The organism is Comamonas sp. BIGb0124 (genome assembly GCF_003752175.1).
Classification (GTDB): Bacteria; Pseudomonadota; Gammaproteobacteria; order Burkholderiales; family Burkholderiaceae_C; genus Comamonas_F.
In genome coordinates, this window is sequence record NZ_RJVF01000009.1 from 201,791 (window position 1) to 215,684 (window position 13,894).

Annotated in this window: 10 protein-coding genes; 9 read left to right on the top strand and 1 reads right to left on the bottom strand. The window is 68.7% G+C overall.

Annotated features, from left to right (window positions below; all coding sequences use genetic code 11):
* The first annotated feature begins 238 nt into the window (after positions 1-238).
* The 3 genes from EC845_RS22340 to EC845_RS07145 all read left to right on the top strand — a co-directional run bounded on the left by EC845_RS22340 (position 239) and on the right by EC845_RS07145 (position 4,398).
* Positions 239-775 carry a sigma-70 family RNA polymerase sigma factor gene (locus EC845_RS22340; RefSeq protein WP_123296650.1) on the top strand — a complete coding sequence of 179 codons (537 nt, stop codon included), beginning with the start codon at positions 239-241 and terminating at the stop codon, positions 773-775.
* Positions 772-1,758 carry a FecR domain-containing protein gene (locus EC845_RS22110; RefSeq protein WP_158615650.1) on the top strand — a complete coding sequence of 329 codons (987 nt, stop codon included), beginning with the start codon at positions 772-774 and terminating at the stop codon, positions 1,756-1,758. The genes EC845_RS22340 and EC845_RS22110 overlap by 4 nt, the downstream gene beginning before the upstream one ends.
* Before the next feature lie 132 nt (positions 1,759-1,890).
* Positions 1,891-4,398: a TonB-dependent siderophore receptor gene (locus EC845_RS07145; protein ID WP_123296652.1), complete on the top strand. Its 2,508-nt coding sequence runs from the start codon at positions 1,891-1,893 to the stop codon at positions 4,396-4,398.
* Positions 4,399-4,408: 10 nt separating this feature from the next.
* Here the strand turns inward: EC845_RS07145 and EC845_RS07150 are convergent, their stop codons facing one another.
* A complete protein-coding gene (locus EC845_RS07150; RefSeq protein WP_233597971.1) occupies positions 4,409-5,341 on the bottom strand; it encodes a helix-turn-helix transcriptional regulator in 933 nt (310 codons plus the stop codon).
* A 184-nt stretch (positions 5,342-5,525) separates the two neighbouring features.
* Here EC845_RS07150 and EC845_RS07155 point away from each other — a divergent pair, with 184 nt between their 5' ends.
* The 6 genes from EC845_RS07155 to EC845_RS07180 all read left to right on the top strand — a co-directional run bounded on the left by EC845_RS07155 (position 5,526) and on the right by EC845_RS07180 (position 13,839).
* Positions 5,526-6,992: an MFS transporter gene (locus tag EC845_RS07155; RefSeq protein WP_233597972.1), complete on the top strand. Its 1,467-nt coding sequence runs from the start codon at positions 5,526-5,528 to the stop codon at positions 6,990-6,992.
* 156 nt (positions 6,993-7,148) lie between these two features.
* On the top strand, positions 7,149-7,817 hold the full coding sequence (locus EC845_RS07160; protein WP_123296658.1) for a TetR/AcrR family transcriptional regulator: 669 nt from the start codon (positions 7,149-7,151) through the stop codon (positions 7,815-7,817).
* A 28-nt stretch (positions 7,818-7,845) separates the two neighbouring features.
* The gene (locus EC845_RS07165) at positions 7,846-9,642 is read left to right on the top strand and encodes an acyl-CoA dehydrogenase C-terminal domain-containing protein (RefSeq protein WP_123296660.1); all 1,797 of its coding nucleotides are present in this window, start codon (positions 7,846-7,848) and stop codon (positions 9,640-9,642) included.
* A gap of 64 nt (positions 9,643-9,706) precedes the next feature.
* Positions 9,707-10,183: a DUF2147 domain-containing protein gene (locus tag EC845_RS07170; protein ID WP_123296662.1), complete on the top strand. Its 477-nt coding sequence runs from the start codon at positions 9,707-9,709 to the stop codon at positions 10,181-10,183.
* A gap of 31 nt (positions 10,184-10,214) precedes the next feature.
* Positions 10,215-12,626 (top strand): 3-hydroxyacyl-CoA dehydrogenase/enoyl-CoA hydratase family protein, encoded by a 2,412-nt coding sequence (locus EC845_RS07175; protein ID WP_123296663.1) that lies wholly within the window; start codon positions 10,215-10,217, stop codon positions 12,624-12,626.
* Positions 12,627-12,639: 13 nt separating this feature from the next.
* Entirely contained in the window at positions 12,640-13,839 is a 1,200-nt protein-coding gene (locus tag EC845_RS07180; RefSeq protein ID WP_123296665.1) for an acetyl-CoA C-acyltransferase, read from the top strand.
* The last annotated feature ends 55 nt before the right edge of the window (positions 13,840-13,894 follow it).

The following is a 13,894-nucleotide window of genomic DNA, read 5'->3' on the forward strand; positions in this document are numbered from 1 at the left end:
GCCGTTCTCCCGCGGCGGCGACCGGCCGGCCCCGCTCGATCGCCGTTGACCGCCGTCGGCCGCAGCGGCGGCTTGGGCGTGCCGTCTGCCGCCCTGTTGCCGGAGCAGGACGGTTGACCCGCCTGCCGATGGGGAATGTCGAGCACCGGCAACGATTCGTCTTAAAATAAGAATAAGAAGCATCTTGCGAATCCACCTCATTTGTATGGCCTGACAGTGCCCAGGAGCCGGCTCGACCATGACCGTCAATGACGCGGCCTTGACCCGCGAGGCGTCCAGCCAGGACGTGCACACGCTGTATGTCGATCACCACGGCTGGCTGGTGGGCTGGTTGCGCCGGCGTCTCAACGACGCGTGCGACGCCGCCGATCTGGCCCACAACGTCTATGTGCGGCTGCTGGTGTCGGGCCGCTTGCCGCAGCCACCGCAATCCCGCGCCTACCTGATGCAGGTGGCCAAGGGCCTGGTCGTCGATCTCCATCGCCGGCGTCTGCTCGAGCAGGCTTACCTCGATGCACTGGCTGTCCTGCCCATGGCTCAGGTGCCGTCGCTGGAGGACCAGGCCATCGTGGTCGAGACCTTGATGCGCGTCGATGCCGCCTTGCAGTCGCTGCCGGCACGTGTGCGGGAAGCCTTCCTGCTGTCGCAGCTCGACGGCTGGACCTACAGCGCCATTGCCTTGCACCTCGGCCTGTCGGTCGGTGCCATCCGCAAATACATGCTCCGCGCCGCCCAGGCCTGCTTTGCCGCGCTGGACGAGGAGGGCGGCCGGTGACGGCCGCTCCGTCGGCTGGGAATCGTGCAGCGCAGGCGCATGAGCAGGCCCTGGAATGGCTGGTGACCGTCTGGTCCGGCGAGGCCTCGGCCGATGAGCTGACCCGTTTGCATCACTGGCGCCAGGCCCACCCCGACCACGAGTCGGCCTGGCAGAAAGTGCAGGCCATGGACCGGCGCCTGCGCGGACTGCAGGCGCTGCCGGCCTCGGCAGCGGCGCCGCTCAAGCACGCCCGCACACGCAGCCCCGCCCGCCGGCAACTGCTGCAACTGGCCGGGCTGGGCGGCGTGCTGGGTCTGGCGTGGACCGCCTCGCGCACGCAGCCCGGACGCGCCGTGCTGGCCGACGTGCGCACGGGAACGGGCGAATGGCGCGAGCTCGCACTGGCCGACGGCTCGCGTGTCCTGCTGGATGCCGGCAGCGCGCTGGACATCGAATACGGTCCCGCCGAACGCCTGCTGCGCCTGCATGCAGGGGCGATTCGGATCCGCACTGCGCCCGACGCCGCCGGCCGCGACCGGCCCTTGCGTGTGGCGACGCAGCATGGCCAGGTCCAGGCGCTGGGCACCGTGTTTGCCGTGCGTGTGCGGTCCGGCGATACGCAGGTGGCCGTGCTCGAAGGGGCGGTGATGCTGCGGCCGTCCGCGTCGGCAGGCGAGCCGGTGCATGTCGCATCGCGCCAGCAGGCCGTGTTCGATGCCCGGGGGGTGACCGGACCGCATGGGCTGGACGAGGGCGAGCTGGCCTGGACACGCCGCCAACTGGTGGCCGAGCGCATGGCCCTGGCCGACCTGCTGGCCGCGCTGCGCGTCTATCGCCCGGGACTGCTGCTGTGGGACGACGCGATCGCCGGGCTGCGGGTCTCGGGGGTCTTTCCGCTCGACGACACCGATCGTGTGCTGCAGGCGCTGGCCCAGGCACTCCCCATCCAGATCCGTTATGTCACACGTTATGGGGTCTGGATCGGTGCAAGGCCGGGCTGATTCACGGCCGGGGCCGCTCTGCGCCGATAGCGGACCGGCATCCGCTGCGGTAGCACTTTCTGCGCTTCGTCCGGGATACAGGTAAGAGCCCCTTGCGGGCGCCTGTTTCTACACAGCATGGAGAGCGAGGATATGCGTCGATCCGACAACCATCAAGACAGCGCCGGCCGCCGCCGGCACGGCGAACCGCGGGGCCGTGCAGCCGCCCCGGCCACACCCTGGCGCCACACCTGGCTGGCGACCGGCCTGGCCGGTGCGCTCGCAGCCGGGGCGGGCACTGCCGGTGCACAGCAGGCCGCTTCGCCGGCCGGCGCGCCGACTGCGGCGAGCCCGAGCGAGTACCGCGTCGGTGCGGGAACGCTGGACCAGGCGCTCAACCAGTACGCCGCACAGGCCGGCATTCTGCTGGTGATCGACGCCAACCTCACGGCCGGGCGCACCAGCCCGGGCTTGACGGGACGTTACGGCGTCGAGGAGGGATTGGCCCGGCTGCTGGCCGACGCCGGGCTCGAGGCCGTGCGCCAGTCCGGCGGCAGCTATGCGCTGCGCCGTGCCGCCACCGTCGGCTCCCGGCGCGACGTCTCGCTGCCCGCGGTGACGGTCATGGCCAGCCGTGAAGCGGCTTTGGGCCCGATCCAGGGCTACCGGGCGACCCGCAGCGCAGCGGCCTCGAAGATGGATGTGGCGGTGGCCGAGATCCCGCAGACCGTTTCCACCATCGGGGCCGAGCAGATGCGCGACCAGGCGGCCGCGTCGGTCAACGAAGCCGTGCGCTATACCGCAGGCGTGCGGCCGCTGGACTACGGCATCACCGACGACGATCTTGCCGTGCGCGGCATTTTCCTGACCGGCACGGGCCTGTACCGCGACGGCATGCGCCTCATCCAGAACGGTTTCATGACCAACCTGGAACCCTATGGGCTGGAGCGGCTCGAGGTCGTGCATGGGCCGGCCTCGGTCATCTATGGCCAGGCGGCTCCGGGCGGCATCGTCAATGCCGTGACCAAACGGCCCCGCGCCGGCCAGCGCAACGAAGTCGGCGTGGAATTCGGCAGCCACCAGCGGCGCCAGGCGACTGCCGACGTGGGCGGCGCGCTCAACGAGCAGGGAACGCTGCTGGGCCGCTTGACGGTGCTCCAGCGCAAGGCCGGAACCCAGTGGGACGGCCTGCGCAGCGACCGCACGTTCGTGGCCCCGGCCCTCACCTTCCAGGGCGAACGGACGTCGTTGACGCTGCTGGCCCAGTATCAGAAAGACGAGACCGGCTTTGCGATTCCCTATTGGCGCGAGACGCCGTTCGGCGAAGCCGACGACAGCATCAACGTGAATGGCCCCGGCTCTTTCCACCGCAAGCGCAGCACGACGGTCGGCTACCTGTTCGAGCACGAGTTCTCTGACGCCTTCCGTGTCCGCCAGAACCTGCGTTACCTCGACGGCGAAAACCTGCGCCACGAGATGCGCAACCGCGGCCTGCGCCCGGATTTGCGCAGCATGAACCGCCTGGCCATGGTGCGTCCCGACAGCGAGCAGACCTGGGTGCTCGACAACCAGGCCGAATGGCGCCTGAGCAGCGGCCGCCTGGAGCAGCAGATCGTCGTCGGCATGGACTACTACCGCTCCAGGCTCGATCTGCGCATCCATTCGCTCAATGGCGCCGTGGCACCGCTGGACATCGTCGATCCGGTCTACATCGCGCCGGCCTGGGGCGACAACTTCCTGGCCGACCGCACGCTGGCGAAGGTCTCGCAGGTCGGCCTGTACGTGCAGGACCAGATCAAGTTCGACCGGCGTTGGGTGTTGAGCCTGGGCGGACGCTACGACTGGGCCCGCACCGACAGCGCCTACGAGGCGCGTGCCACCGCCGACGCGGCGTTCTCCAGCACCCCCGTCCGTCGCCGCGACGAGGCCTTCACGGGGCGGGCCGGACTGGTCTACCTGGCCGACAACGGCTGGGCGCCGTATGCCAGCTTCAGCACGTCCTTCCAGCCGCCCCTGTCGACGGCCACGGCCACCGACGCCGAAGGCCGGCCTTTCGAGCCCGAGACCGGCCGCCAGCTCGAGGCCGGCGTGCGTTACGCACCGGCCCATGCCGGCTACACGCTCAGCGCAGCCGTGTTCGACCTCAGCAAACGCAACGTGCAGACGCCCTCGCGCGAGGATCCGCGCTTCAACGTCCAGACCGGCGAGATCCGCAGCCGCGGGCTGGAATTGCAGGGCAGCGGCGACCTCGGTGGCGGTTTTTCGGCCATCGCGTCCTATGCCTACCTCGATGCCGTCACGCGGCGCAGCAACACCGCACTGGAGGTCGGTTCGCAGCGGCCTTCGGCGCCGCGGCATGCCGCTTCGGCCTGGGGCAAGTACCGCCAGGGCGACTGGGAGTGGGGGCTGGGCGTGCGCTACATCTCCAGCGCGCCCGGCGACGTTCCGATGGCAGGCGTCGAGACGCCGCGCAACGACGGCTACACGCTGTTCGATGCGCTGGTCGCCTACGACACCGGTCCCTGGCGGCTGGCGCTCAACGTCAGCAACCTGTTCGACAAGCGGTATCGCACGCAATGCAACGTGATGCGCGGCGGGGCCGACTTCTGTGTGATCGGTTATGAACGCGACGTGCGGCTGGCCGCAACCTATCGTTTCTGAGCCCGGCGGCTCAAGCGCCGGCGCGGGCGGATGACGGCACCGTCAGCCCGCCCTGACGGGCCATGCGCGCCAGGGCGTCTGCCACGGCGTCGCTGGCCGGGGTATAGACCACCAGCCGGTCGCCATTGCGCGGCGCCGACCACCAGTTGGTCTGCTGCAGCAACAGTTCGCCTTCGACCGGATGGATGAAACGCTTGGCCTGGTTTTCGATGCCGAGCACCTCGTAGCGCTGCCAGATCCGGCGAAACTCGGCCGAGACCGCCATGTAGCGGGCGAGCAGCGCCTCCCATTCGGGCTCGCCCACATGCTCGCCCATCGCGGCACGGAAGTACGCGACCATGCGGGGCAACGCCGCATCCCAGTCGCCGATGCAGGCCCGCCAGTTGGCATCGGTCAACGCCAGGTACAGGCAGTTGCGGTCGGCTTCGGGCACCGCGTGCAGATCGACGTTCACCAGGCGGCAATAGGCGTCGTTGAAGCCCACCAGATCCAGTCTGGCGTTCTGCACCAGGGCGGGGTAGGGGCCGAGCTGATGCAGCAGCGCCTCGGTGCTGGCCGACGGGCGCACGCAGACCGGTGCCGCGTCCGCTTCGGGCAGGGCCAGCCCCGCCAGTGAAAACAGGTGCCGGGTTTCCGCTGCACTGCACTGCAATGCCTGGGCGATGGCCGACAGCGCGCGGACCGACGGCTGGATGGCGCGGCCCTGTTCCAGCCAGGTGTACCAGGTGACCCCGACGTCGGCCAGCAACGCCACTTCCTCGCGCCGCAGTCCCGGCGTGCGCCGCCGCCCCACCCGGGGCAGACCCAGGCGCTGAGGTGCCAGGCTCTCGCGCCGCGTGCGAAGGAAGAGACCCAGCGCCTCGTTGCGCGCCTGGGCCGGAACGGCATCGGACAGCAAGGCCGCAGAAGATTCGGCCAGGCCGCCGGCGGCGAAAGCGGACACGTCGGAACGTGGGAGGTGGGCAGCGGACAGTGGCATGTTCGGGTTCGGTGGGTAGGTTCTGGGGCAGGGGGCACGCGCTGCCTGATAGTTTTTATACCAGGATAACAAAGAACTGGTACCTGGTTAGGATACGCAGCATACTGTGCGGAACCGCCCACCACAATCCCTTTTTTCCGCCGCCGACGTGACCCGATCCTCTTCTGTTTCCCTGCCGCCTTCCGTGGGCGGCACTGCCGCCGCCTCGCCCGCGGCGGCCACCCAACTGGCCCCGGCTGGGCTCTATGTCCTGCTCTCCGGCCTGCTGCTGCCGCTGATCGACTTCTCCATCGTCAATGTGGCGCTCGACGCCTTGTCCCGTTCGCTGGGCGCCAGCCCCACCGAACTCGAACTGATGGTGGCGGTCTACGGCATCTCGTTTGCGGTCTGTCTGGCCATGGGCGGCCGGCTGGGCGACAACCATGGCCGCCGGCGTGTCTTTGCATGGGGAGTCGGCCTCTTCGGCCTGGCTTCGCTGCTGTGCGGCGTGGCCGGCAGCATGGGGCTGCTGCTGGTGGCCCGTGTGCTGCAGGGCGCGGCAGCGGCACTGATCGTGCCGCAGATCCTCTCCACCATCCACGTCGGTCTCAAGGGCCAGGCGCATTCGCGTGCGCTCGGTTTCTACGGCGCCGTCGGCGGGCTGGCCTTCATCATCGGCCAGGTGCTGGGCGGGCTGCTGGTGTCCAGCGACCTCTGGGGCATGGGCTGGCGCAGCGTGTTCCTCATCAACCTGCCGATCTGCGTGGCCGTGCTGGCCTGCACCCGCCGCTGGGTGCCCGAGACGCGCCGCGAGCAGGCCGTCGACATCGATTGGCCCGGCACGGTCTGGCTGGCGCTGCTCATCGTCTGCCTGCTGCTGCCGCTGGCCCTGGGGCCGATCGTCGGCTGGTCGTGGCCCTGCTGGGTACCGCTGGCCGCGGCACTGCCGATCGCCGCCCAGCTCTGGCGCGTCGAGCACCGGCAGGCCCGGAGCGGCCGCCACCCCTTGCTGCCGCCCGCGTTGCTGAAGCTCCACAGCGTGCGCTTCGGGCTGCTGATCGCCGTGCTGTTCTTCACCTGCTGGAGCGGCTTCATGTTCGTCATGGCCCTGGCACTGCAGGCCGGCGCCGGGCTGACGCCGCTGCAGGCGGGCAACGCCTTCATCGTGCTGGGCCTCTCGTATTTCGTGAGTTCGCTGATCAGCGCCCGTGTCGCCCGCAGGCTGGGACACGTGCAGACCATGCTGCTGGGCTGCGGCGTGGTCCTGGCCGGCCTGCTGTTGCTGGTCTGGACCCTGCACGCGGTCTGGCCGCATCCCGGTGCGTTCAACCTGGCCGCCGCCACGGCGGTGATGGGCTGGGGGCAGGCGCTCATCGTCGGCAGTTTCTGGCGCCTGGGCCTGTCGGACGTGCCGGCCGACGGCGCCGGGGCGGGCGGCGCCATGCTCTCGACCGTGCAGCAGGCTGCACTGGGCATGGGCTCGGCCCTGCTGGGCGCCATCTTTGCCCATGCCTTGCGCGGCGGGCAGAGTTACCTCGAGGCCACCGTCACCGCGCTCTGGGTGGAGTTCGCCGTCATCGCGGTGCTGGCGATGTGTGTGCTGGCGTACCACCTGCAGCTGCGCCGACATCGCTGACGACGGCGTGGGAGGCCCCGGTCCTGGGGTTTTCCCGCTAAATGGCGGCGCTGGGGCGACATCGGCGTGCAAAAAATGCGGAACGATGCAAAATAGAACGACCGTTCTTTTTGTGTTCCCCGCTTTTGCCGTGGCAGCTCTGCTGCCGTGCCTTCCATGTCCCAACTGTTCGACGACACCGAAACCGCTCTTTCTGCTTCTGCCAGCCGGGTTGCGGCCCGCGCCGGCAACAAGGGCCAGCAGACCAAGGCCGCCATCGTCGATGCGGCCCTGGGCCTGGCCACGCAGGCCGGGCTCGAGGGCTTGAGCATCGGCGCCGTGGCCGAGCTCATGCGCATGAGCAAGTCCGGCGTGTTCGCGCATTTCGGCTCACGCGAGGAACTGCAGATCTCGGTGGTGCGCGAATACCATGAGCGTTTCGAGCAGGAAGTCTTCTACCCGGCCCTCCAGGCCCCGCGGGGCCTGCCCCGCCTGCGCGCGCTGTTTGCCAACTGGATGCGGCGCACCTCCATCGAGATCGATGCCGGCTGCATCTACATCAGCGGCGCGGTCGAGTTCGACGACCGCAGCGGACCGGTGCACGACGCGCTGTCGCAGTCGGTCCGGATCTGGCTGGATGCCATGCGCCGGGCCATCGAGCAGGCGCAGCAGCAAGGCCATCTCGACACCGCCGTCGATGCCGGACAGATCCTGTTCGAGATCCATGGCCTCATCCTCGCCCTGCATTACGAAGCCCGGTTCCTGAAGAACCCGGCCTCGGTCGACCGTGCCCTGCAGGGTTTCGACAACACCTTGGCGCGCCATGGCGCAGCCCAGGGCCTCTGACCGAACGTCCAACAAGGAGACCTCCACCATGCCCCAGTACGCCCCCCCTCTGCGCGACATGCAGTTCCTGCTGCACGAGGTTTTCGACGTCTGCGCACATTACAAGGACACGTCCCGCTACGCCGAGGTCGATGCCGACACGATCAATGCGGTTCTGGAGGAGGGCGGCCGGTTCGCCGCCGAGGTGGCGTTTCCGCTCAACATGACGGGCGACAGCGAAGGCTGCGTGCTGGACCGCGACACCCACGAAGTCGCCACGCCCCAGGGTTTCAGGCAGGCCTATGCCCAGTACGTCGAAGGCGGCTGGCCGGCCCTGTCGTGCGATCCCGAACACGGCGGGCAGGGCCTGCCGTTCGTGCTCAACCAGTGCCTCTACGAGATGCTGAATTCCGCCAACCAGGCCTGGACCATGTACCCGGGGCTGTCGCACGGCGCCTACGAAGCCCTGCATGCCCACGGCACCGACGAACAGAAACGTCTTTACCTGCCCCGGTTGACCAGCGGCGAGTGGACCGGCACCATGTGCCTGACCGAGCCCCATTGCGGCACCGACCTCGGCCTGCTGCGCACCAAGGCCGAACCGCAGGCCGACGGCAGCTACCGCCTCACCGGCAGCAAGATCTTCATCAGCGCCGGCGAACACGACCTGGCCGCCAACATCGTCCATCTGGTGCTGGCCCGTCTGCCCGACGCGCCGGCCGGCAGCAAGGGCATCAGCCTCTTCATCGTGCCCAAATACCACGTCAATGCAGACGGTAGCCTGGGCGAGCGCAACCCCATCCACTGCACGGGACTCGAGCACAAGATGGGCATCCACGGCAACGCCACGGCCCAGATCAGCATCGACGGCGCGGTGGGCACGCTCGTGGGCCAGCCCAACAAAGGGCTGCAGGCGATGTTCGTGATGATGAATGCCGCCCGGCTGGGCGTGGGCAATCAGTCGCTGGGCCTGACCGAAGTCGCGTACCAGAACGCGCTGGCCTATGCCCGCGAACGGCTGCAGATGCGCAGTCTCTCGGGCCCGAAGGCGCGCGACAAGCCGGCCGATCCCATCATCGTGCACCCCGACGTGCGGCGCATGCTGCTCACGGCCAAGGCCTATGCCGAGGGCGGACGTGCCTTGCTGGTCTACAGCGCGCTGCTGATCGACCAGGAACTGCACGCCCCCGACGAGAAGACCCGCGCCGAGTCGGGCGAACTGGTGGCGCTGCTCACCCCCATCGCCAAAGCTTTCCTCACCGACAACGGCTGGCAGGCCACCACGCTGTGCCAGCAGGTCTTCGGCGGTCACGGCTACATCCGCGAGGCGGGCATGGAGCAATACGTGCGGGACGCCCGCATCAACATGATCTACGAAGGCACCAATGCGGTTCAGGCGCTGGATCTGCTGGGCCGCAAGGTGCTGGGCAACAACGGCGCCACGCTCAAGAAGTTCGGCAAGCGGGTGGCTGCCCTGGTCGAGGCCGAAGGCGTGAACGAGGACATGGCCGAGTTCATCAACCCGCTGGCCTACCTGGGCGAACAGATGACCAAGTTCACGATGGAGCTGGGTTTCAAGGGCTCGCAGAACCCCGACGAGGTCGGGGCCGCTGCGGTGGACTACCTGCGCGTGGCGGGGCATCTCGTATTCGCCTATCTGTTTGCCCGTTCGGCCCAGGTGGCCTTGCGGCAGATCGCGGCAGGCAACGAGGATCCCTTCTATCGGGCCAAACTGCAGACCGCGCGTTTCTACTTCGCCAAGCTGTTCCCCGAAACGGCCTCGCTCATGCGCACCGCGCGGGCCGGCAGCGGCGCCCTGATGGATACCGACGCCGCCCTGGCCTGATCCCCCGCAACGGGTCGGAAGGCCCCGGTGGAGGACCGGTCTTCAATGCAACCAGGAGCTACGCATGACTGCTCTCTTTTCGCATCCGCTCGCCGGGGCATGGACCTGGCGCTCCCCGCTGCTGGCGGCCGGCCTGGCTGCCGCCGGCGTGTGCGCGCAGGCCCAGACCAGCCCGGTGGGCACCTGGCGCAGCTTCGACGACAAGACGGGCGAGGCCAAGTCGCAGATCGTCATCGTCGAACGCGACGGCATGCTGAGCGGTCGCATCGAACGGCTGCTGCGCCCGGGCGCCGATCCTGCGGCGCGCTGCACCGAATGCAGCGACGAGCGCAAGGATCAGCCGCTGGTGGGGCTGGAGATCATCCGCGGCGCCCGTGCCTCGGCCGATGGCACGGTGTGGGAAGGCGGCAAGATCCTCGACCCTGAAAACGGCAAGAGTTACACCCTGCGCCTGACGCCCGCCGACGAAGGCCGGAAGCTGGACGTGCGCGGTTCCATCGGCCCTTTCGGCCGCACCCAAACCTGGCAGCGTGTGCCATGACGCACACGCGCCCTTTTCTGAGGATGTCTGCATGACTCGATTTCTCATCCGGCGCGTGGCCGTGCTGGGCGCGGGCGTGATGGGGGCGCAGATCGCCGCCCATCTGATCAACGTCAAGGTCCCGGTCCTGCTGTTCGACCTGCCCTCGCCCGAAGGCGATGCCAGCGCGATCGCCCGCAAGGGCATCGAGGGCCTTAAAAAACTCAAACCCGCGCCTTTGGGCCTGGCGGCGGATGCCGAATTGATCGAGCCCGCCAACTATGACGACGACCTGGCGCGGCTGGTGGATTGCGACCTCGTGATCGAGGCCATCGCCGAGCGCATGGACTGGAAACACGCGCTGTACGGCAAGATCGCGCCCCACCTGGCCCCGCATGCCATCCTGGCCTCGAACACCTCGGGCCTGTCGGTCTCGGCCCTGGCCGAAGGATTGCCCGAAGCCGTGCGCTCGCGTTTCTGCGGCATCCACTTCTTCAATCCTCCGCGCTACATGCGGCTGGTGGAGCTGATCGCCACGCCGGACACCGACCCGGCGCTGCTCGACCACCTGGAATCCTTTGTCACGACCACGCTGGGCAAGGGTGCGGTGCGAGCCAAGGACACGCCCAACTTCATCGCCAATCGCGTCGGCACGGCCGGCATGCTGGCCACCATGCACGAGGCCAGCCGTCTGGGCCTGAGCTACGACGTGGTCGACGATCTCACCGGCAAGAAGCTGGGCCGGGCCAGTTCGGGCACCTTCCGCACGGCCGATGTGGTGGGCCTGGATACGCTGGCCCATGTCATCAAGACCCTGCAGACCACGCTCAGCCGCGAGACCGATCCCTTTTACGACAGCTTCGGCACGCCGCCTGCGCTCGAGCAACTGCTGGCATCGGGCAACCTGGGGCAGAAGACCCGCGCGGGTTTCTACAAGAAGGTGGGACGCGATATCCTGCGTTTCGATGCGGCGGCCCGCGACGGCCAGGGCGACTATGTCGCCGGAGGTCTCAAGGCCGACGAAGTCTACGCACGCATGCTGCGCAAGCCCGCCGGCGAGCGCCTGCGCCTGCTGCGCGAAAGCAAGGGCGCACAGGGCCAGTTCCTGTGGGCGGTGCTGCGCAACGGTTTCCATTACGCCGCCGTGCACCTGGCCTCGATTGCGCCGACCGCGCGCGACGTCGATCTCGCCATGCGCTGGGGTTTCGGCATGCAGCAAGGTCCCTTCGAGCTGTGGCAGGAAGCCGGCTGGCTGCAGGTCGCGCAATGGATACGCGAGGACATCCAGGCCGGCAAGACCCTGAGCGATGCACCGCTTCCCGATTGGGTGTTCGCCGGGCCCGTGGTCGAGGCCGGTGGCGTGCACACGGCCGAAGGATCGTGGAATCCTGCCGAAGGTCGCTTCGAGCCGCGTGCCGTGCTGCCCGTGCATGCCCGCCAGCTGTTTCCGGAGCGCGTGCTGGGAGAGCCCGGCGACGATGCGCGCACGGCCGGGACCACCGTGCAGGAAGGCGATGCGCTGCGTCTGTGGACCCTGGACGGCGAGGTGCTCATCGCCAGCCTCAAGACCAAGCTGCGCGTCATCAGCCCCGAGGTCGTCGAGGGCCTGACCGAAGCCGTCGAGCTGGCCGAACGCGACTACCGTGCGCTGGTCATCTGGTCGCCTGGCGAGGCGTTTTCGGCCGGTGCCGATCTGCAGGCCATGCTGCCGGCCTTCGTGGTGGCGGGCGTGTCCGCCATCGAGGGGGTGGAGGCCGAGATGCAGCAGATGATGCTGCGTCTGCGTTATGCGCAAGTGCCGGTGGTCAGTGCCATGCGGGGCCTGGCGCTGGGTGGCGGCTGCGAGATGGCGGTCTACTCGGCGCGCCGTGTGGCCGCGCTCGAGACCTACATCGGTTTGGTCGAGGTGGGCGTGGGTCTGGTGCCGGGTGCCGGCGGATTGACCTATCTCGCACGGCGCGCCGCCGAGAATGCGGCGCTGTCGACCGACGGCGATCTGCTCAAGACGCTCGGCGAAGGCTTCAAGGCCGCGGCCATGGCCACGGTGGGCACCAGTGCACACGAGTCGCGCCGGCTCGGCTACCTGCTCGACAGCGACCTGATCGTGCCCCATGCCGACGAGGTGTTGTGGGTGGCGCTGCAGGAAGCCCGTGCCATGGCGGCCAGCGGCTGGCGCCCGCCTCTCGCCCGACGGTTCCCGGTGGCGGGCCGCAGCGGCATCGCCACCATCAAGGGCACGCTGGTCAACATGCGGGACGGCGGCTTCATCAGCGCGCATGATTTCCACATCGCCAGCCTGATCGCCCATGTGGTGTGCGGCGGCGACGTCGAGACCGGCACGCAGGTCACCGAGTCCTACCTGATGACGCTGGAGCGGCAGGCCTTCGCCAGCCTGGTCCAGCACCCCACGACGCAGGAACGCATCATGGGCATGCTGTCGAGCGGCAAGCCGCTGCGCAACTGAGGAACGAAACGCCATGAGCCGAAACCTGAAAGACGCCTACATCGTTGCCGCAACGCGCACGCCCATCGGCAAATCGCATCGCGGATTTTTTCGCCACACCCGGCCCGACGACCTGCTGGCCGCCACGCTCAAGGCGGTGCTGGCCCAGGCCCCGACGCTCGATCCCGGGGCCATCGAGGACATCGTCTGCGGCTGTGCCATACCCGAAGGCCAGCAGGGCCTGAACGTGGCGCGGGTCGCTGCCGTGCTGGCGGGCCTGCCGACCCGCGTGGGCGGCATCACCGTCAACCGCTTCTGCGCCTCGGGCCTTTCGGCCGTTCAGATGGCGGCCGACCGCATTCGCGTGGGCGAGGCCGACGTGATGATCGCGGCAGGCGTGGAGAGCATGAGCATGGTGCCCATGATGGGCAATTCGCCGTCGCTTTCACCGGCCATCTTTGCGCAGGAGGGCGATGTCGGCATCGCCTACGGCATGGGCCTGACCGCCGAGAAGGTCGCACGCCAGTGGCAGATCGGACGCGAGGCCCAGGACGCCTTTGCGCTGCAGTCGCACCAGCGTGCGCTGGCGGCCCAGCAGGCGGGCGAGTTCGCCGACGAGATCACGCCGATCGATGTGTTCGAGCGCACGCCCGACCTCGACAGCGGCGAGGTTCACACGGCCCAGCGCCGCGTGACGCTCGACGAGGGGCCGCGGCCCGACACCAGCATCCCGGGCCTGGCCCGCCTCAAGACCGTGTTCGCCGCGCGTGGCTCGGTCACGGCCGGCAACAGCTCGCAGACCTCCGATGGCGCGGGTGCACTGATCCTGGCCAGCGAAGCGGCCATCGAACGCTACGGACTCAAGCCCCTGGCGCGCTTCGTCGGTTTTGCCAGCAAGGGGGTGCCGCCGTCCATCATGGGCATCGGTCCCATCGAGGCGATTCCCACGGTGCTGCGCCAGGCCGGCCTGACGCTGGACGCGATGGATTGGATCGAACTCAACGAAGCCTTTGCCGCGCAGTCGCTGGCAGTGATCAATACCCTGGGACTCGATCCCGCCAAGGTCAATCCGATGGGCGGCGCCATCGCGCTCGGCCACCCGCTCGGCGCGACCGGCGCGATCCGCTCGGCGACAGTGGTTCATGCCCTGCGACGGCACAATCTGCGTTACGGCATGGTCACGATGTGCGTGGGCATGGGGCAGGGCGCCGCCGGCATTTTCGAACGGGTCTGAGCGCAGGCCGGCAGCCGGGCGCTGCGGGCCTGCCCCGATGCCCGCCGCTCGGCAT